Source organism: Methanothermobacter wolfeii, assembly GCF_025397995.1.
GTDB classification, from domain to species: Archaea; Methanobacteriota; Methanobacteria; order Methanobacteriales; family Methanothermobacteraceae; genus Methanothermobacter; species Methanothermobacter wolfei.
The window spans coordinates 620824-639711 of the sequence record NZ_CP104550.1 but is presented as its reverse complement, the minus strand read 5'-3'; the positions used below and the strand labels follow the sequence as shown (position 1 = coordinate 639711).

General features: G+C 48.6%; 24 protein-coding genes. 4 read left to right on the top strand and 20 right to left on the bottom strand.

The window, feature by feature from the left end:
* Positions 1–33: 33 nt before the first annotated feature.
* From N5910_RS03675 to N5910_RS03655, 5 genes are all read right to left on the bottom strand, one after another.
* Positions 34–1221, bottom strand: coding sequence for a Coenzyme F420 hydrogenase/dehydrogenase, beta subunit C-terminal domain (locus tag N5910_RS03675; protein ID WP_074358765.1), 1188 nt, complete (start codon positions 1219–1221; stop codon positions 34–36).
* 9 nt (positions 1222–1230) lie between these two features.
* Entirely contained in the window at positions 1231–3276 is a 2046-nt protein-coding gene (fdhF, locus tag N5910_RS03670) for a formate dehydrogenase subunit alpha (RefSeq protein ID WP_074358764.1), read from the bottom strand.
* A gap of 38 nt (positions 3277–3314) precedes the next feature.
* Positions 3315–4139 (bottom strand): formate/nitrite transporter family protein, encoded by an 825-nt coding sequence (locus tag N5910_RS03665; protein WP_074358763.1) that lies wholly within the window; start codon positions 4137–4139, stop codon positions 3315–3317.
* A gap of 233 nt (positions 4140–4372) precedes the next feature.
* Positions 4373–4693 (bottom strand): hypothetical protein, encoded by a 321-nt coding sequence (locus N5910_RS03660; protein ID WP_261599790.1) that lies wholly within the window; start codon positions 4691–4693, stop codon positions 4373–4375.
* A 39-nt stretch (positions 4694–4732) separates the two neighbouring features.
* Positions 4733–5233, bottom strand: coding sequence for a hypothetical protein (locus tag N5910_RS03655; protein ID WP_261599789.1), 501 nt, complete (start codon positions 5231–5233; stop codon positions 4733–4735).
* Positions 5234–5779: 546 nt separating this feature from the next.
* Between N5910_RS03655 and N5910_RS03650 the strand changes: the two genes are divergently transcribed.
* Together N5910_RS03650 and N5910_RS03645 are read left to right on the top strand one after the other, a co-directional pair.
* On the top strand, positions 5780–5941 hold the full coding sequence (locus tag N5910_RS03650; protein WP_074358760.1) for a 4Fe-4S binding protein: 162 nt from the start codon (positions 5780–5782) through the stop codon (positions 5939–5941).
* Between the two features lie 8 nt (positions 5942–5949).
* On the top strand, positions 5950–7131 hold the full coding sequence (locus tag N5910_RS03645) for a geranylgeranyl reductase family protein (RefSeq protein WP_074359733.1): 1182 nt from the start codon (positions 5950–5952) through the stop codon (positions 7129–7131).
* 63 nt (positions 7132–7194) lie between these two features.
* Here N5910_RS03645 and N5910_RS03640 read toward each other — a convergent pair whose 3' ends face one another.
* Both N5910_RS03640 and N5910_RS03635 read right to left on the bottom strand, forming a co-directional pair.
* Positions 7195–7986, bottom strand: coding sequence for a UbiA family prenyltransferase (locus N5910_RS03640; protein ID WP_261599788.1), 792 nt, complete (start codon positions 7984–7986; stop codon positions 7195–7197).
* Positions 7980–8720: a Cdc6/Cdc18 family protein gene (locus N5910_RS03635; protein WP_074358758.1), complete on the bottom strand. Its 741-nt coding sequence runs from the start codon at positions 8718–8720 to the stop codon at positions 7980–7982. Before N5910_RS03635 ends, N5910_RS03640 begins: the two co-directional genes overlap by 7 nt.
* 45 nt (positions 8721–8765) lie before the next feature.
* On the opposite strand from N5910_RS03635, the gene N5910_RS03630 reads away from it, so the two are divergent.
* On the top strand, positions 8766–9221 hold the full coding sequence (locus N5910_RS03630; RefSeq protein WP_261599787.1) for a YbhB/YbcL family Raf kinase inhibitor-like protein: 456 nt from the start codon (positions 8766–8768) through the stop codon (positions 9219–9221).
* Between the two features lie 166 nt (positions 9222–9387).
* Here N5910_RS03630 and N5910_RS03625 read toward each other — a convergent pair whose 3' ends face one another.
* Positions 9388–9996 carry an acyltransferase gene (locus N5910_RS03625; RefSeq protein ID WP_074358756.1) on the bottom strand — a complete coding sequence of 203 codons (609 nt, stop codon included), beginning with the start codon at positions 9994–9996 and terminating at the stop codon, positions 9388–9390.
* A gap of 231 nt (positions 9997–10227) precedes the next feature.
* Here N5910_RS03625 and N5910_RS03620 point away from each other — a divergent pair, with 231 nt between their 5' ends.
* Entirely contained in the window at positions 10228–11046 is an 819-nt protein-coding gene (locus tag N5910_RS03620) for an ATPase (protein WP_261599786.1), read from the top strand.
* 15 nt (positions 11047–11061) lie between these two features.
* Here the strand turns inward: N5910_RS03620 and N5910_RS03615 are convergent, their stop codons facing one another.
* The 12 genes from N5910_RS03615 to infB form a co-directional block, all read right to left on the bottom strand.
* Positions 11062–11205: a DUF3096 domain-containing protein gene (locus tag N5910_RS03615; protein ID WP_145924513.1), complete on the bottom strand. Its 144-nt coding sequence runs from the start codon at positions 11203–11205 to the stop codon at positions 11062–11064.
* 148 nt (positions 11206–11353) lie between these two features.
* Entirely contained in the window at positions 11354–12757 is a 1404-nt protein-coding gene (gene argH / locus N5910_RS03610; protein WP_074358754.1) for an argininosuccinate lyase, read from the bottom strand.
* Between the two features lie 9 nt (positions 12758–12766).
* On the bottom strand, positions 12767–12922 hold the full coding sequence (locus N5910_RS03605; RefSeq protein ID WP_074358753.1) for a 30S ribosomal protein S27ae: 156 nt from the start codon (positions 12920–12922) through the stop codon (positions 12767–12769).
* The gene (locus N5910_RS03600; protein ID WP_191216461.1) at positions 12923–13228 is read right to left on the bottom strand and encodes a 30S ribosomal protein S24e; all 306 of its coding nucleotides are present in this window, start codon (positions 13226–13228) and stop codon (positions 12923–12925) included.
* Between the two features lies 1 nt (position 13229).
* Positions 13230–13724, bottom strand: a complete 495-nt coding sequence (locus N5910_RS03595; protein ID WP_261599785.1) for a GTP-dependent dephospho-CoA kinase family protein — start codon at positions 13722–13724, stop codon at positions 13230–13232.
* A gap of 37 nt (positions 13725–13761) precedes the next feature.
* Complete coding sequence (spt4, locus tag N5910_RS03590; protein WP_074358750.1) at positions 13762–13944, bottom strand: transcription elongation factor subunit Spt4; 183 nt, start codon at positions 13942–13944, stop codon at positions 13762–13764.
* A complete protein-coding gene (gene rpoE, locus N5910_RS03585) occupies positions 13941–14495 on the bottom strand; it encodes a DNA-directed RNA polymerase (RefSeq protein WP_074358749.1) in 555 nt (184 codons plus the stop codon). Before rpoE ends, spt4 begins: the two co-directional genes overlap by 4 nt.
* 21 nt (positions 14496–14516) lie before the next feature.
* A complete protein-coding gene (locus N5910_RS03580) occupies positions 14517–15047 on the bottom strand; it encodes an inorganic diphosphatase (RefSeq protein ID WP_074358748.1) in 531 nt (176 codons plus the stop codon).
* A 15-nt stretch (positions 15048–15062) separates the two neighbouring features.
* Complete coding sequence (locus tag N5910_RS03575) at positions 15063–15416, bottom strand: type II toxin-antitoxin system VapC family toxin (RefSeq protein ID WP_074358747.1); 354 nt, start codon at positions 15414–15416, stop codon at positions 15063–15065.
* 24 nt (positions 15417–15440) lie between these two features.
* On the bottom strand, positions 15441–16667 hold the full coding sequence (eif2g, locus tag N5910_RS03570) for a translation initiation factor IF-2 subunit gamma (protein ID WP_074358746.1): 1227 nt from the start codon (positions 16665–16667) through the stop codon (positions 15441–15443).
* A gap of 26 nt (positions 16668–16693) precedes the next feature.
* On the bottom strand, positions 16694–17074 hold the full coding sequence (locus tag N5910_RS03565; protein WP_074358745.1) for a 30S ribosomal protein S6e: 381 nt from the start codon (positions 17072–17074) through the stop codon (positions 16694–16696).
* Between the two features lie 26 nt (positions 17075–17100).
* Positions 17101–18885, bottom strand: a complete 1785-nt coding sequence (gene infB, locus N5910_RS03560) for a translation initiation factor IF-2 (RefSeq protein WP_074358744.1) — start codon at positions 18883–18885, stop codon at positions 17101–17103.
* Between the last annotated feature and the right edge of the window lie 3 nt (positions 18886–18888).

The following is an 18888-nucleotide window of genomic DNA, read 5'->3' as shown; positions in this document are numbered from 1 at the left end:
ATCACCTTAAAAAAATAAAATAGGATGGTTTTTTTATTTATGGGTCAGTGGAGGTTCCTGACCTGTGTCAAACCCTGTCTTGTAGCCGAAGGTGTTCTGTACCCTGATGTTTATTTCATGCCATATCCTTGCAAGGGGTATCTCTGCAGGGCAGAGTTCCTCACACTGGCCACAGTTGGTACATGAATCCACCATGTGCATCATCCTCTCAAGGTGGAAGACAGGGGATGGTGGAAGTTTACCTTTTTCAAGCCATTCAGGAGTCCTTGTTTCAAGTGAACACTCTTCACAGTAACAGATCGGGCATGCTTCTCTGCAGCTGTAGCACTTGATGCAGCGGTTCAGGTCATCCATGTACTTATCAAGGTTCATAAGGATTTCAGCACCGCTTTCTTCACTGAAGTCATTTTTCTGCCACTTGGTTGCAAGGTTAACCATTGCCTGGTCAATCTTTTCACGTATTTCAATACCCTTGGGTATTGGGTCCTCTACATGAATCACTCCTGCGTTTATTGCCTTTTCAAGGACTTCAGCACCCTTTTCAGATGTTACTTCCACGAAGGTTGCCTTGCCGGCCAGGGGTCCTATAACACCCCAGTTACCCAGTGCAAGGTCAGCCATCCTTGGTATGTTCTTCTCACATCTTCTGCAGTTGGTCCTTCTACCGTAACCCATCTCTTCTACTTCATCAACACTGATGCCCTTTTCATCGTCTGATGTTTCAATTATCAGTTTACCCTTTGCTATTTCCTCCTTGATAACGTCGTCAGGGTCCATTTCATATACTTCTTCTATCATCTGCCTCGTCTTTACAGGTGGAAGTGTTCCTCCACAGTTAACACCCACCATTATCACGTTGTTCCTGTCTATCTTACCCCTCTTGGCGACCTCAACTATTGTCATGGCATCACATGGCTTTGTTGTGACAGCTATCTTCATGTCCCTTGCGCCGTTAAGGTAACGTGTGATGACCTTTGCAATGTTGAGTGTACCGCAGTGGAGTGAACCTGCAGATTCTATGACCTCATTGGGATCTGTTATCAGGGTTGGGACGGCATCGTAGAGATCTGAACCCTTCTTAACGGCTAGAACCGCGTCAACGATTCCTTCTTCAAGCAGGAATTTCAGCAGTGAGGTTACGGCCCCTCCATATTCACCTTTTTCTGCAATTTCTTCATTCTCTGAAAAAGCATAATACATATCGTTTACTTCAACCATCATCAAGCCCCCTCATTTCTCTATACTGGCTGCGGAAACCTTGAGCTCCGGCATCTTGGCTGCAGGGTCAAGTTCGCTGGAGCTTGTCAGCATGTTGGCAGCGCATTCTGCGAAGTGGAATGGGATGAACAGAACACCCTTCATTATATCGGGTGTGACCCTTGCTGTTATCTCAATTTCACCCCTTCTTGTTCTGACCTTAACCATGTCACCACTTCTGATTCCAAGTTCAGAGGCGTCTTCGTCGTTTATTTCAACAAATCCTGTTGGCAGTTCCCTGTCAAGGGTCTCTGATCTCCTTGTCATTGATCCTGTGTGGTAATGGAACAGTACACGACCCGTTGTAAGGATGAATGGGTACTCTTCATCTGGAACTTCAGCAGGGTCTTTGTGTTCTATTGGGAAGAATATTCCAAGGCCGTCAGGTGTTGCAAACTGTTCTGTGTGAAGTATTGGTGTTCCTGGATGGCTTTCATCGGGGCATGGCCAGTGAAGACCTTCTGGTTTTGAAAGCCTTTCAGGGTTCATGCCCGCGTACTGGGGTGTTACCTCCCTTATCTCTTCAAAGATCTCGGCTGGGGAGTTAAAGTCAAATCCTTCGGCTCCCATCCTCTTTGCCAGGTCGCATATTATGTCCCAGTCTTCTCTGGCATCACCTGGAGCTTCAACAGCCTTTCTTATGTACTGAACACGCCTTTCTGTGCTTGTGTATGTACCGTCCTTTTCAGCCCAGGCAGCTGCAGGTAGAACAACATCAGCCAGTTCAGCGGTTTCTGTCATGAATATGTCCTGGACAACCAGGAATTCGAGGCTTTCAAGGGATTCCTTAACGTGCTGAATGTCGGGGTCGGAGACCATGGGGTTTTCACCCATTATGTACATGGCCTTGAGCTCTCCCTTCTCAGCCGCATTCATCATTTCAACGACTGTCAGCCCTGGTGTGCATTTAAGGTCACTGCATCCCCATGCACAGGTCATCTTCTCGGTTGCTTCCTCATCAATGACCTTCTGGTATCCTGGATAGAATGCAGGGAGGGCTCCCATGTCACAGGCTCCCTGAACATTGTTCTGACCCCTCAGCGGGTTGACCCCTGCACCGGGCTTACCTATGTTACCTGTGAGCATGGCTAGGTTTGCGGTTGAAATAACGTTGTCTGTACCTGTAATGTGCTGTGTTATACCCATGGCAAAGAGTATGGCTGCGCTGTCTGCCTCTGCATACACCCTTGCAGCTTCCCTGATCTTATCCGCAGGTGTGAGTGTTAATTCCTCAACATCCTCTGGTTTGTATTTTTTCACTACTTCCTTGAGTTCTTCAAAACCCTTTGTCCTTTTCTCTATGAAATCCTTATCTTCCAGGCCCTCTTCGATTATCACGTTCATCATTGCGTTAAGCAGCGGGATGTCTGTGCCTGGTTTGAAGGGCAGGTATATGTCGGCCTGTTTGGCTGTTGGTGTGATCCTGGGGTCTGCAACTATTAATTTTGCGCCCTTGGACTTTGCACGGAGAACCCTTCTCCATATGAGCGGGTGCTGTTCTGCTGTGTTTGAACCTATAATGAATATGCAGCTGGCTTCCTCGATGTCTATAATTGAATTTGTCATTGCACCTGACCCAAAGGTCTGTGCCAGCCCAGCGACTGATGGTCCGTGGCAGAGCCTTGCGCAGTGATCAATGTTCTGTGTCCCGATCACTGCCCTGGCAAATTTCTGGAGGCTGTAGTTTTCCTCATTGGTACACCTTGCAGATGCAAGGAATGCTAGGAGATCAGGATCCTCCTCACGGTATTCTTTAAGTTTGGATGCGATGAGGTCAAGGGCCTCATCCCATGATGCTTCTCTGAACTCACCGTTCTCCTTTATCAGAGGGGTTTTGAGACGGTCGTCCCTGCTCACAAACTGGTAGGCGAAGTTACCCTTAGGACACAACTTTCCCTCATTCATGGGATGCCTTTTCCAGGGCTCAACACCCTCTATTTCCCCGTTGACTGATATTATGTTCATTCCACAGCCACAACCACAGTAAGGACATGTGTTAGGAACATATTCAATATTCATATTATCACCTCCATTTAAAAAAAATGTAAATGGTATACCTACTCCTTGAGGTAGGTGTACCAGTAGAGGCACGCAACGAAGACAGCGCCCCCTACAATGTTACCGAGTGTAACTGGTATCATGTTGTTTATGAAGAACTGGCTCCATGTAACTCCACCAAGGAAGATGCCGACTGGTATGAAGAACATGTTTGCAACACTGTGTTCGAATCCTATGGCAACGAATGCGAATATAGGGAACCATATTCCCCAGATTTTACCTATGATATCATCAGAAGCAATCGCCAAGTATACTGCAAGACAAACAAGCCAGTTACAGCCAATACCCCTGAGGAATGCCTGAGTCCATGTAAGTGATTTTATGGTTTTACCTGCAGCAACGAACTCAACTCCTCCAAGAGCCTTGAGCTTGGCAATCTGCAGGGCAGATGCCTGCCAGGGGTCTGCTGAAAGGATACCTGTAGCAACTGCAAGGAAGTAAGCAACAAATACTGCTCCAACAAGGTTGAATACCCAGCTTGTTACCCAATTCCTTATCAATCCCATGACACTTGCTCTCTTATCGAGTATACCAAATGGCATGTACATACAGTTCCCTGTGAAGAGCTCAGAACCCGCAATTATGACAAGCATGAGCCCGACTGGGAACACTGCACCAAAGACAAGTTTAACAAGACCTGCAGGGTATCCTGCTTTGGCCATTCCACCAGTTACAACTTCGGCCAAGAGGCCTCCAAAAGCTATGTATGCACCCGCAAGGAAACTCAAAACTATAACCTTTCCAAGTGGTGCTTTTTCTTTCAGTTCCGCGATCGCAGAACAGGCTTTCGCTGTATCAGCAGGGGATTTGAATGATGATCCCATTATTTAACACCTCCCATTAATTACATTTCTCATATTAAATAATGATATTTAATAATTTCTCTAAAAGGAGGGAATAGAAATATTTATATACCTATATCCATTTAACGTGAAGTGGTTAGATTATCAGAGGAGATCAACATCATTAAAAATTAGTTTAACGCCATGAAACCTGAAGAAGAGGTAAAAGCAAAACAATCATAAGCGGGTGGAAAAAATAAACTAAAAATTAATGACTAATCTTTATCTCCTCTTATCTGTTTATCAATCTTTTTTCTAAGTTTTTCTGTTTTATCACCCTTTATCTGCTCATCAACTTCCTTCCTGAGCTCCTCAGAATACTCCCCTTTGGTCTTTATCTGCTCATCAACTTCCTTCCTGAGCTCCTCAGAATACTCCCCTTTGGTCTTTATCTGCTCATCAACCTCCTTCCTGAGCTCCTCAGGATCCTTACTCCTTATCTGCTCTTCAATCTTCTTTTTAGACATCTTGTTCCCCCTTTTATTAATAATTAACTTTTTATTTAATAAAAGTCTTTCTATTTGAACCCAAAGCAAAAAAAATAAAAGTTCATGTTTTACTCTGAGGATCCATAGCTATGTTATTCTGACACTGCTTAGAATTTCCTCAAAGGTCGTGTCGTTGTTCCTAGGCCCTGTGTACATGAAGGCGTAGCCATTGTTCCTGTCAAGTTTAATGTAGACGAATATGGTTGAACTTGTTGAATCAAGAGCCTTCACAACTGCAGCGTTACGGCCATCAACCTTCCTCACCTCTGCAGAGACCACACCTGACTCATCCTTCATCTGGTTCTTAACAGTCTCAGCATCCTTAAGGTAGTATCCAGCCCTTGCAGTGACCCTTGCAACAGCAAGTTCATAACTGTCATTACCAAGGTAAACGATTACATCCTTTGAAATCCCCGGCTCCCTTGCAAAGGCCCCCTGTGCCCTGGCAGAATCAAAGGTCTCCCATGTAGCAGGGTAGGTGAAGTTCAGGGTCCCGTCAGAGAAGCTCTTGGACTGGGGTTCCTCACTCACACATCCAGATACCGTTACCGCCGCGGCAACGAGAATTAGAAATAAAAACCTCTTCATTTAGCAACCTCCAATATTATTATGCCATGAATGTAATTTATAGTTTATGAGGGCATTCACTGATAATGAAAGATATAAATAGGGTGCCGCCAAAAGATTAGGAACTATATATAGGGCAAGACCCAAAGTATATCCACTCAGATAATGGACCCTTTAAGGTATAGTTTATGAGGGCATTCACTGATAATGAAAGATATAAATAGGGTGCCGCCAAAAGATTAGGAACTATATATAGGGCAAGACCCAAAGTATATCCACTCAGATAATGGACCCTTTAAGGTATAGTTTATGAGGGCATTCACTGATAATGAAAGATATAAATAGGGTGCCGCCAAAAGATTAGGAACTATATATAGGGCAAGACCCAAAGTATATCCACTCAGATAATGGACCCTTTAAGGTATAGTTTATGAGGGCATTCACTGATAATGAAAGATATAAATAGGGTGCCGCCAAAAGATTAGGAACTATATATAGGGCAAGACCCAAAGTATATCCACTCAGATAATGGACCCTTTAAGGTAATTGATTTTACAGGTTGATATCATGAAGGTTAAGGAATGGTGTATGTTCTGTGGGGAATGCGCCGGTGTATGTCCGCGCAACCTCATAGAGGTCCGGGAAACATCCATCAGGTTTTCAGAGGATATGTGTAAGGAATGCAATATCTGTATAGATGCCTGCCCTGTGAGGGCGCTTGAGAGGTGAATATCATGGTGACTGAAACAGATGTCCTTGTAATAGGCGCCGGCCCGGCCGGTTCAACAGCAGCAAAACATGCAGCCCTCGGGGGAGCTGAAGTCCTCCTTATAGATAAAAAATCAGAAATAGGAGCCCCAAAGAGGTGTGCTGAGGGAGTGTCAATCGGTGGTCTTGAATCCCTGGGTATAAAGCCAAGTCCCCGCTGGGTTACAAAGAAACTTGATGGTGTACGCCTCGTATCACCAAACGGTACCGATGTCTGGCTGACCTCCGATAAGGTTGAACTCCCTGAGGCCGGCTACATCCTCGAGAGGAAGGTCTTTGACAAGCACATGGCCATGGATGCTGCAAGGGCCGGTTCAAGGATAATGGTTAAGACCCTTGCAACGGGCATGGAGAAGACCGATGACGGCTACCTTGTCAGGGCAGAATCCATGGGCAGGGAATTCGATATAAAGGCCAGGATAGTCATCGCAGCTGATGGCCCCGAGTCAAGGGTTGCAAGGTGGGGGGGCCTCAGAACAGCCACCAGGCCCAAGGACATGGAATCAGCCGCCCAGTTCGAGATGGTGGGAGTTGAAATGGAGGACAACAACTGCATAGAGTTCTACTTCGGGAGCGTGGCACCGGGTGGTTATGCATGGATATTCCCCAAGGGTGATGACATAGCCAATGTGGGCCTCGGCGTACTCTCAACCGAAACAGATAAGAGCGCCTATGAACACCTGCTTGAATTTGTGGAGTCCTGCCCCGCTACAAAGAATGCGCAGCCAGTTGAACTCAACATAGGCGGTGACCCTGTTGGTGGAATGCCAAAGAAACTTGTTGCAGACAGCCTCATGGTCGTTGGTGATGCTGCAGGTCAGGTGAACCCCCTGACCGGTGGAGGTATAATAAGCGGCATGACCGGGGGTATGCTGGCCGGAAGGGTTGCTGCGGCTGCAGTTGCCGATGGAGATGTCAGTGAGAAGAGGCTCATGGAGTATGAAAGGGACTGCCGTGAGAGGATCGGTAAGGAGATAGACAGGTACCTCAAGGTCAAGGATTACATGCTCACACTCAGCGACAGCGAACTTGACTCCATTGCAGAGGCATTCCAGGATGTTGAGTTTGAGAAGGTGAGCACCACCGAGCTTGTGAAGAAACTCATAAAGGTCTCCCCAAAGGCCCTTATAAAGCTGGGTAAGCTCTTCTAATTTATTCCAGTTGTTCAACTCCTACTTTTTTATCATGTAAACAGGGACCCCTGACCCTTGATGCTAAGCACCCTTCATGTATAGAAGTATGATTATGCAGCCCAGATAGAAAATCATCAGCACCCTGTGGTAGATGAAGTCGGCTATCTCAACCATCCGCTCCCTCTCAGTGAAATTTGAAAGGTATAATGGTACCGTTGCAATGAAGGAGGGGAGTATAACTATCAGTATCTGGAGGATGCTGATGTACCCTTCAAGGTAGGCATAGCCGAGGATTATGCAGAAGATGATGGATACGGCCGTTGTCATCAGCCCCCTCTCCTTGTACATGAGGTATGTTCCCATCCCTGCAAGGTACATCATGAGATAAACCGGTGGTGGAACAACAAGTAAGCCTCCAAGGAGTACAGAGGCTGAAGCAAGTCTGAGGACCGTGTTTGTTGCCGTGCTTGCAAGGGGCGCCAGCATGGTATCCTTCAGCCTCAGGGGTGGGAGGGTGTATATGAACTGGTTAAGGACCATGAGGAGCATGATAAGGGAGAAAATGGGGTTGAGGATGTATGAAACCAAGAGGGAGGTTATGATGATAGCTCCTATGAAGACCAGAACCCTCCATGGTTCAACCTGGTTCTCTATGAAGGGTCTGCTGCTCTTCATCCGGTCCTTCCTGTCGACCTCGATGTCTGTAAGGTCATTGAGTGAGTACAGCCCGCCCCAGAGGAGGGTTACAAGGAAAAGTCCCATGAGAAACCCTAGAGGATCCACGCTGGATGCGTAGGTGAGGGCAAGAAGGTACATGTGGACGTTCTTTGCTCCCCAGCTGATCCTCGTTGACCTTAAAAGTGTTTTCAGCATTTCATCTTCTCCAGTATCAGCCTCGGTCTGCAGCCGTATAGGTCAATGTACCCCTGAATCTCATCGGCATCTGCACAGTCCATATGGGCCCTTATAATACTTAAGGTCTCCTGACGGGTGTAATCTATCTTCACGGCCCTGAAGGGAACCATGAGAAGATGACAGAGTAAAGGTGATATGACGGGTATGTCTGTGAAGATATCAGGCTTCTTCCCTCGAAAGCGGAGCCTCCAGGCCGTCTGGAATATGATATTCATGTCCCTGAAGACCGACCTGTATCTGAGGTACTCCCGGATACACTTCAGGTAGAACTTCAGGGCCTCGCCTCCAGCTCCAAGGGTCCACTGGCTGAAGCCCATAGAATCAGAGAAGTCATGGCTGTCATGGAACCTGTCAGCAAAGAGGACGGCATCGAATTCAGCGAACCGTCTGTAGACATCAGCGGCTGAATCCACTCCAAGCTCTGATTTCACATCCTCTAGTATGGATCTGAAAACCTCCTCCGCGGTGACCTCAACAGTTTCCAGGTTGCATGGCACCTCATAGACATTCATTCCGAGCTTGCGGATCCCATAATATATATTGGAGGATTTACCTGTCCCTGGAGCCCCTATAACGTGCAGTATATTTCCCCGGCTCCCTTTAAGTTCCTCAAGCTCCTCAATGAGCCTCCTGAATGACTCTGTCTCAACGAAGATCCTGTTGTCCTCTGCACGGTTCACCTTGAAATCCATAATAATAATTAATATCCTTCAACATATAATGATTAAGGTGATACCATGAACCTCAAAACCCGCGCATTCAATGACCGTGGCAGGATACCCTCAAAGTACACCTGTGATGGTGAGAACATATCACCACCCCTCTCCTGGGATGGTGTCCCTGAGGAGGCCGAATCCCTTGCATTAATATGCGACGACCCCGACGCCCCATCAAAGGTCTGGACCCACTGGGTGATATTCAACATCCCCCCTGACTCAGGAGGACTTGATGAAGAGGTGCCCCACCTAAGGAGACTCCCTGATGGTTCAGTCCAGGGCTACAATGATTCAGGAAAAATAGGCTACAGCGGGCCCTGCCCTCCCTCAGGGGTCCACAGGTACTTCTTCAGGCTTTACGCCCTTGACACGACCCTTGACCTTGAACCGGGCTCATCTAAGGAGGATGTCCTTGAGGCTATGAAGGGGCATGTCCTTGCAGAGGCAGAGATCATAGGCCTCTACAGGAGGGGCTGACCCACGCATTATGCAGGTTCAGGGATGGAGGGTCTGCCCTGATCATGAGGGCTAAGAAAAAGGAATCCAATGAGGCTAGAGATCATAACCTGGGTTTTCCTCTCTAAGTTGTGGACTTCCACCCTCTAAAACCCTGAAGATATGACCTGATGAACTGTAGGATGCACTAGATATTGTTGGGAACCCTCAGTTTGGGTGGGAGTGCCTTTATACGGGCCGGCGCACCTATCGCCAGTGACCATGGAGGCACATTCCTTGTAACCACCGCACCTGCGGCCACCATGGCGCCCTCACCCACCTCGATCCTTGATAGGAAGGTTGAATTAGCCCCTATAGAGGCGCCCTGCCTTATTATAGGTCCCCTCAGCTTATACTTGACCCTTATAGGGTAGCGGTCATTGGTGAAACAGGCGCAGGGGCCTATGAAGACATTGTCCTCTATGTAACTGTTCTTGGGGAGATAAACGTTTGACTGGATGCTGACATTGCTGCCTATCTTTGAATGGCCCTCGATAACCGTGTTTGTACCTATGAGTACATCATCGCCTATGGTGGTCTTCTCCCTTATAAGGACGTTGTGCCCTGTCCTGAGGTTGTCGCCTATGGTGACATCATTATAGATCACCGTGTTTGAACGCAGGAGTGGGTTCTTGCCTATAACCGGGGGTTTGCTGAACTTCTTGTAACCGTAACCCACTATTATGTTTTCACTTTCCCTCTTGTAGCTCCACTCCTCCTCCCGGTCACCGAAAAGAAGGCTCTTTATCTTTGGCATTACCCTTTACATCCCCATGGCTTATATGTATATTAATATTTCAACGGTGCATAATATATTTTATGGATAAGGAAGAGCTGGCTGAAATTATAGGAAGGATAAGGGCCGATTAGGCCATGATGATGCAAGGGTAAGGATCTGTGATGTGGTCTGGATGATGAAACAGGCGACCTCCTGATAACTGCACCTGACAGGTCAGATAAGTCCTTGATAATAGGTAAGGGTGGATGGGTGGCCGGCAGGTTGAGGGAGGAGCTCGGTGCCGGCAGGGTCCATGTTGAGGCCATGACCGATGTAAGCGTCAGGAGGATGCGGGTGAGGTTTGCCCTTGAAAGGGTGAAGGAACTCAGGGAATCCTTCATGGCCACCCGTGTCCTTGAAGAGCCCCTCAGGATGCGTCTTGATAAACTTTCAGCCTTTAATTTCCTTTCAGAGTGGGATGAAACAGGTGTAAGGGTGGGTGTTGCTCTCTCAGGTGGTGTTGACAGTTCGTTCTCCCTCATACTTGCAAAGAATATTGGCCTGAAGCCCGAGGCCTTCACCGTTGACCCGGGGACCATCATACTGCCTGGTCATGTTAAAAGAGGGATAGGGAGGCTCTGCAGCGCCCTGGGTGTGAGGCATGAGTTCATAGAGGTGGACTTCAGCGACTTCCTGGAGGAGGCCCTTGAGGGAAGGTTCCATCCCTGCGGTCGCTGCTCAGGGATGATACAGGACGCGGTTACCGGAAGGGTGAAGGAGGCCGGTCTGGACACCGTGGTCTTCGGGGACCTCCTTGCAACCGGTTACCAGTCCCTCCAGGTTACCGATGGTGTTCTGAGGATAAATCTCCCTGCAGCCTTTGCAGCGTCAAAGCAGGAGGTCAGATCGGTTGCATCAGCATTTAAAATCAGCGGTTCCAGGGTATTTGGCTGTCCCCTCCTCGGGGAGGTCCAGAGGAGGCACCCTCACCTCAGACGCTACTCGATACAGAGGGTGCTCCGTGAGACAAGGGCGGGTGTCCTTGAACCAGGTGAGGCCCTTGAACTGGTATGGAGCATCTGTAAATAAAAGGGAAAACTGCGGTTATTCGGCGAATACCTTGAGTAACCCGTAGGCTATCAGGAATACTCCAACAAGGTACCCTACAAGCTGGGGGTAGAGTATCATCAGTATACCTATAAGTACCGCCAGAAGACCTATTATTTTTGGTTCGGTTTCGGATTTCATGTAATAATTATCTGTGAAAAATGATATATAAAAATTTCGAATGGGTGTTATCCATCAAAAGTAGGAAATTCAGGTTCTGACTCTGCAGCCATTAAAAGGAGATTCAGATACAGAAATGAGGGTCACATCCATGAAGGGAAAAATAGATTTACATCTCGGACCTGACAAAGGATTTTATCTCTGCCACCGACTCCCTGACCATTTCAGGCGCGGGTCCGCCTGGAACCATCCTTGCCCTTACATTCTCAAGGGGGTCAAGGGCCTTCCTCACGGTTTCATCATCAAGGCCGAGCTTATCCCCTGTAACCTCCAGGCTCACCTCATCAACGTAGCCTGAGTCTATATCACCTGGTCCGAGGCCGTCCTCAAGGGCCCTTGTAACTAGCCTCCCCACTATCCTGTGGGCCACCCTGAAGGGGATCCCCCTCTCACGGACCATGAGATCCGCAAGGTCGGTTGCCGTTGCAAAGTTCGAGGATGCAAGTTCAAGGGCGCGTTCCCTGTTAACCCTTATACCCGTCAGCATACCCCTCACAACACGTATCATGGATTTAACAGTCTCCACAGCCCGCCAGAGGTGTGGTGTTACCTCCTGGAGGTCCCTGTTATAGGTGTATGGCAGCGCCCTCATGATCCCCATGATGGTCATGAGTTCTCCCTGGACACTGGATGTCTTTGCACGGGCTATCTCTGCAACGTCAGGGTTCTTCTTCTGGGGCATTATGGATGATGTGGATGAGAATTCATCAGGAAGCTCTATGACCCCGAATTCATAGGTGCTCCAGAGTATCATCTCCTCGGAGATCCTGCTGAGGTCAACTGCAAGCATTGAGAGGTCGAATACCGCTTCAGCTATGAAATCCCTTGAACTCACGGCGTCCATGGAGTTCCTCATGTAATCGGCAAAACCAAGCAGTTCGGTTGTAAGTTCCCTGTTTATGGGGAAACTGGTGGTTGCCATGGCAGCGGAGCCCAGGGGGTTCATGTCAACCCTCTTAAGGGTGTCCTGGAGCCTCTCATAGTCCCTTTTAAGTGAGTATGCATATGCCATCAGGTGATGTCCCAGGGTCGTTGGCTGGGCATGCTGGAGGTGGGTGTAGCCCACCATGACGGTTTCGGTGTGCTCGGATGCAAGATCAGCGATCTTATCAATAAAATCAAGGAGTTCATGGCTGATAACCTGGATACTGTCCTTGAGGGCCAGTCGGAGGTCCGTTGCCACCTGGTCATTCCTTGATTTGCCTGTGTGCATGAACCCTGCCTCAGGGCCTATCCTGGCGGTTACATAGTTCTCCACAGCCATGTGGATGTCCTCAACCGAGGGGTCCATGTCAAGGGCCTCTACACCCTCCTCTTTGAGCTCCCGGAGGGCTTCTATGATCTTATCAGCCACTTCATGGGGTATTATACCCTCACGGGCCAGCATGGATGTGTGGGCTATGTTGCAGTCAACATCCGCCTCGAATATGTGGTGGTCGAATTCCAGGGAGGATGTGAAATCTGCGGCCTCATCCTCCATGCCCTTACCGAGTCTGCCAGCCCTGAGATTCAAGCTTCCACCCTATTCCCTGGTTTTCCATTCTGTGTATCCGCATTTACCGCAGGCGTATCTATCCCCATGGTCTGCCATGAAGACACCGTTTGAGCATCTGACGCAGAAGGGATTCTTCCTTACGAGTTTATCATCCTTTACCTCATAGAGTTCAAACTTCTTCATCTACTCTTCCTCCTCTTCTTCCTGGGATGCCTCTGTGTTCTTCTTTATAACGTGTTCGGGTTCTATCTCCCTGAGTTTCTCCAGGGATTCATAGAGTTTGGCGTATCCTGAAGCCCTTGGCTCGCCGAATCCCTGGTCGATCTTGTCAACCACCAGAAGGTCCTTATCCGCATCGAGCATGGCAACAAGTTTGTTTTTAACTTCAAAGACCTTCGGTGTTGCCTCACCTTCATATAAGCATTCGAATTTGATCTCCTTTCTGTTAAAAAGCAGGTTTTCCTTTTCCTCTATTATATTAATATCCATACTATGCCTCCTCAAATTTTTTTATGAGTTCTTCAGCTCTTCTGAATGTTTCATCGGCCTTCACCAGGACAACGCCTTCATTGGGCTGGCCATAGAGGACCGTGGTTCCTGGTGGTGCCAGCAGGATTGATGGGAGGACGGCAAGGTCCTCCTCACCGTCAACGATTATCATGAAACGTTTACCGCTACTGGATGACTCCCTGATGGCTGTCTCTATTGATGACCATAGGCTGCGGGTTACCGTGCCCGGGGGATTCTCCGCCCTAATGACCTCTGCAGTATCCTTCAGGTCCTGGTCTGAAGCTCTTCGCTGTATTCTGTTGTCAATTATACTTATATCTGGCTTCAGACCATGTTTAAGGGCGTTGCTGGTTGTGACATCACCCACGGTTATGAGGAAGGACTCCTCATCCACCCTGACATCACTGAACGACCGGTAGAGCTTCCCTAGTGGCTCCTTCAGTTCCCTTCTCAGTTCCTGTGGAAGTATGTACACTCTCTGACACCCTTGCTGTTTCCTTCCAGAAGTGATATTACCTTACCCTCAGGGCATATTCGCCTGGAAGTGTTATGTTGAGTTCCCTTGCTATGTCTGACCTTTCCGGATCAATGATTATGAGGAGTCCGCTCCAGTTGGTGGATGCCGGCACGTCACAGACCGGGCAGCGCTCACCGGTTGTTATCCTCTTACACCTTGTGCATGCCTTTTCACTCATTTTTTACTCTTCCTTTTCTCTTCTTCTATCCATTCGAATTTTCCAAGGCCGGGCTGCCTCATGGTGAGGCCTATTTTGACTCCTTCCCTTCTGCCCTTGAGGCTGATGGCCACTATCCTTGCCCTTACAAGGTCGCCCTCGTCCAGGCGTTTACCTGACTCCTTACCCACAAGGGAGCCCTTCTTCCCATCGTAGGTTATGTAGTCATCGGTAACCTGGGATACGTGGACAAGACCGTCCAGTGGCCCGATGCGTACAAAGGCGCCGAACTCTGCAATCTCTATAACTTCGCCCTCAACGATCTCATGGAGTTCTGGTTTGAAGAAGAGGGCTGTGAAGGTCACCTCATGGTAGGCTGCGCCGTCGCCCATTATGACCTTCCCGATGCCTATATCCTCTATCTCATTGACGGTTATCATCTGCCCGAGGTTCTTGTCCATCCTTCCAACGTAGGTCTCGTTGAGAACCTCTACGGCAACCTCCTCAATCGGCTCCTCGAAGCGGTCCGGAGGTATTCTGACGGTATCAACAATTTTTGTTACATAATACAATGGGGATCCCCCATTAAAAGATTACTCCATGTATTTCTCCCTGTAGAGTTCAATGGAGTGGTTGACAGCTTCAAATGCCTTTTCTGCGCCTTCCCAACCGATTATCTTTGTCTCCTTGCCTTCAAGGTTCTTGTAAACTTCAAAGAAGTGTGCTATTTCCTTTGGAATGTGTTCAGGGAGGTCTGATACATCCTTAACACCCCTGTAGTGGGGGTCCTCCACCGGCACTGCCAGGATCTTGTCATCCTGGTCTCCTCCATCGATCATCCTTAAAAGACCGATGGGGCGTGATTCTATGATGCATCCAGGGAATGTTGGCTGGTCCATGAGAACCAGTATATCCATGGGGTCTCCGTCATCATAGAGGGTCCTTGGTATTATACCGTACTCTGCAGGGTAGAAAACGGGTGAGTACAGTACCCTGTCAAGGGCAAATGCCTCAAGGTCCTTATGGTACTCGTACTTGTTCCTTGAGCCCTTTGGTATTTCAACAACAGCGTATACTACTTCCGGTATGGATGGTCCTGGTTCTATATCCTTCCATAGATTCATGAAAAACCTCCTAATTCATATATGGCCATCAACTGTAAGATATTTTTTCTGTCTGAGGTATACAACCGTTATACCCCTTGATCTTGCCCTTCTCCTGAGTTCCCTGTCATTGGTGCAGAGTATCTCTGAAATCCTGAGGAGAGCGTCGTCTGGGGTTTCGCCCTCCCTGAGCTCCTCCCTGACCACCCTGAAGGGGGGTCTTCTGGCGATTGAGAGCCCCACTGATGCAGCTATACCTGCCCTTCCACGGGATCTTCTCCTGATGGCTTCAAGTTCCCCTATAACAAAGGAGGGCACGACAAGATCATGGGTCGGGAAGAGCCTTTCAAGTTCAGAGACTATGTCAACATTGAACTGGTAGGGTATCATAAAAAATTGGCGTCCAGAATCACCCTATTTGATGATACCATAACCTATCAGCCTCCATCTTGCACCGACCCTCCTTGAGAGGGCTATCCTCTGACCCTCCTCTGCACATGCAGGGAGTTTAAGGACAACATCTGCGTCATCAGCCCTTGCAGATTTAACAACTCCCACGGTTGTTGTTGTCCCCACGTTTATCATGAGGGGTTCTCCTGTCTTTATTGGCTCGACCTTTGTCTCCTCCTTGGTACCGACGACGCGTTCAAGGAGGTGGGTCTCCATTGTGAAGGAATGTCTTACCGGTGGCAGTGTCCCTGGTTCGCCTGCAACTGAACCTGAAAGCGAGTCTGCCTTGGTGAGTGCAGGGTCGAGGAGGGTGCCGACCCCGACGAGCCCTCCAGGTCCAACCTCCTCCATCTCCTGTCCTCCTGCAACAAGACCTGTGATCTCGGAGTGCAGGCTCATCCATGTCTGTTTACCGTCCTTCTTTATCTGTATGCCTGGCTTTATCTCTATTTCATCACCGACATGGAATCGTCCCTGGACCAGGGAGCCTCCTATAACCCCTCCTGCCAGATGTTCAGGGTCTGCGCCTGGCTTGTTTATATCAAAGGACCGTGCAACGTACATCCTGGCGGGCTTGTCAACTTCTCTTTCAGGAGTTTTGATTTTCTCTTCAATTGTTTCAATGAGAATATCGATGTTTGCGCCCTGCTGAGCAGACACTGGTATTATAGGTGCATCTTCAGCGCATGTACCCCTTACAAACTCCTTTATCTCCCTGTAGCTTTCAAGGGCCCTCTCCCTTGACACGATATCTATCTTGTTCTGGACGACTATAACATCCTTGACCCCTATAACATCCAGGGCCATCAGGTGCTCCTTTGTCTGGGGCTGGGGGCAGGGCTCATTTGCCGCGATTACCAGTATTGCACCGTCCATGAGGGCTGCGCCTGAAAGCATGGTTGCCATGAGGGTTTCATGGCCCGGTGCATCCACAAAGGACACCTTCCTGAGGAGTTCTGTCTCTGTGCCACAGTTCTCACATACCGTTGCCGTTGTGTAGCACACTGGAGGTTCGCATTCAGGGCATTTCCTGAATGTTATATCCGCATATCCTAGGCGGATGGATATACCCCTCTTGGTTTCCTCACTGTGTGTGTCGGTCCACACACCTGAGAGGGCCTTTGTAAGGGTTGTTTTACCATGGTCCACGTGCCCCACTAGACCAATGTTTATTTCAGATTGATTTTTCACAGATTACACCTATAATTTTTGGTTTATTATTCTTCCTGGGCGCCTATGAGTTCTTCCAGTGGTTTTTCACCCTTTTCAATGACCACCGTATTTATCTGAACTATGTCGTCAGATACAGTGTTTCCCCTGAAGGTCTTCCTTCTTCTCTCACCCTTCCGGGCTGGTTTGTAACCAACACCACCGGATACAAGGCTCCTGACCCTCCTTGCTCCGGGTATGGTTCTCTTCATCGGGAAACCATTCTTGTCGCTTCCGCCTGTGATTTTCAGTTTGTATCCTTCCAGTCCTATGATTGACCCCTCAAATTCATCTCCTATACTGAGGCCTACAAGTCCCCTGGACTCTGACGGGTCAACCTCCATCTGGACGCTTTTCTCCTTGTCTGAAATCACAATCTTAAATGCCAATATATCTCCTCCTGATTCTATTTATATTAAAATGGTGCTTTCATTCCCCAGTCAGGATCCCTTTTCCTCTTGACCTCGGCTATCCTCTCAAAAAGGTCAAGTTCCTCTTCACTGAGATCCCCTGACATTTCATCCATGAGAATACGGTAGTGGTTCTCTGGTATGTCAACGTAGAGCGTGTCTCCCTCGTTGATGTTTTTACCGTAAACAGCATCCTTTATGGCCATTGCAACCTTCTGACCCCTTGATGCTGATTTGAGGTTTTCGCCCTTGTCCTGCATGCTCTCAACGGTACCCACAGGGTTTCCATTCTCATCCATCAGGGGGTAGCCCTGTTTTATCATGCCTGTGAGGATTTCAACACCGCCAATGGCTGGTTTACTCTGTCTGAAGACAAGTTTCGGTATGAGCCTTATGCTTGCAGGTTTTATAACTGCATCCATCCATTCCTTCTTCTTCTTTTCCTCAATGCCTCTGACCCATTCCTCGTATTCTTCCATTATCCTGTAGATGACGTTGCCCTGGAATAGCTTGATCTCTGAGTTTTTGAGTTCACTGGCAGCTGATGGCAGTACCTTCACATTGAAGGCTATTATGGCGCCGTAGACAGTGTCCTCCTGGAGGGCTATCTCTGCATTGACCACATCCCTCCTTGAGACATCCCCTATATCAGCCACCTTTATGGGAACTTCTATATCCCTGAGGATCTTGACAACGGCTTCAAGGGAGCCGAGGGTGTCTGCCTTAACAACCACTCCTGCCTCGTCTGTGTCTATCTTTATGTCCTCTATCTCACCGAGTATCTCCTCTTTCACTGTATCAGGGTCGGTTACAACCCTCAGAGGGGATCCTGCCATCACATCATCGACGTCGGGTGCAACGATCTTTATACCTGCAGCCGCAACAACCTCATCAACCTTCTGGAAGTTCCTCCCGGATTCCCTCATCTCCTCCAGGGGTCCTGGTTTGAGGAGTGACCTTATCCTTGTGAATACAACGTCACCGGATGTCATCATGGCGATGGTGTCGTCCTTCCTGAGTATACCGTCGTATATGACGGCGTCCATGGTCATTCCAAGGCCCTTCTCTTCCTTAACCTCAAGGATGGTCCCCTTTGCAGGTGCGTCCTCCTCGATTTTCAGCTGTTCCTTGAGGTACTGCTGTGCAAGTCCCATGAGCATGGTCAGGAGCTCGGGTATGCCCTCTCCTGTTACAGCGCTTATGGGTATTATGCTGACCTGTGAGGCGAAGTTGGTTACCCTGTCAAACCTCTCTGACTCAAAGCCCTCCTCATGGAGTTTGCCCACCAGTTCATAGACCCTGGTGTCCAGTACCTGCTGTGTACGGGCGTCCTGCCTGCTGAAGGTGGTCATGAAGGGCTCCTTTTCATGGACCTTCCATCCGGGGATCCTGTCGACCTTGTTTGCAGCCACCACGAAGGGTGTCCTGTACATTTTAAGGATGTTGAGGGCCTCCAGGGTCTGGGGCTTGAATCCCTCGTTGATATCTACGATGAGTATTGCAAGGTCTGCCAGGGCCCCTCCACGTTTCCTGAGGGTTGTGAATGCCTCATGTCCGGGGGTGTCTATGAAGAAAAGTCCTGGCAGTGTTTCCCTGATGGAGAATTTCTTGAGGAAGTCTCCGCAGATCCTTTCAATGACATCTATGGGTATCTCTGTTGCTCCTATGTGCTGTGTTATACCCCCCGCTTCCCTTGAGGCAACTGCACTGCCCCTTATATGGTCAAGGAGGGTGGTTTTTCCATGATCAACGTGTCCGAGTACTGAGACAATTGGTGATCTGATCTTCATTGG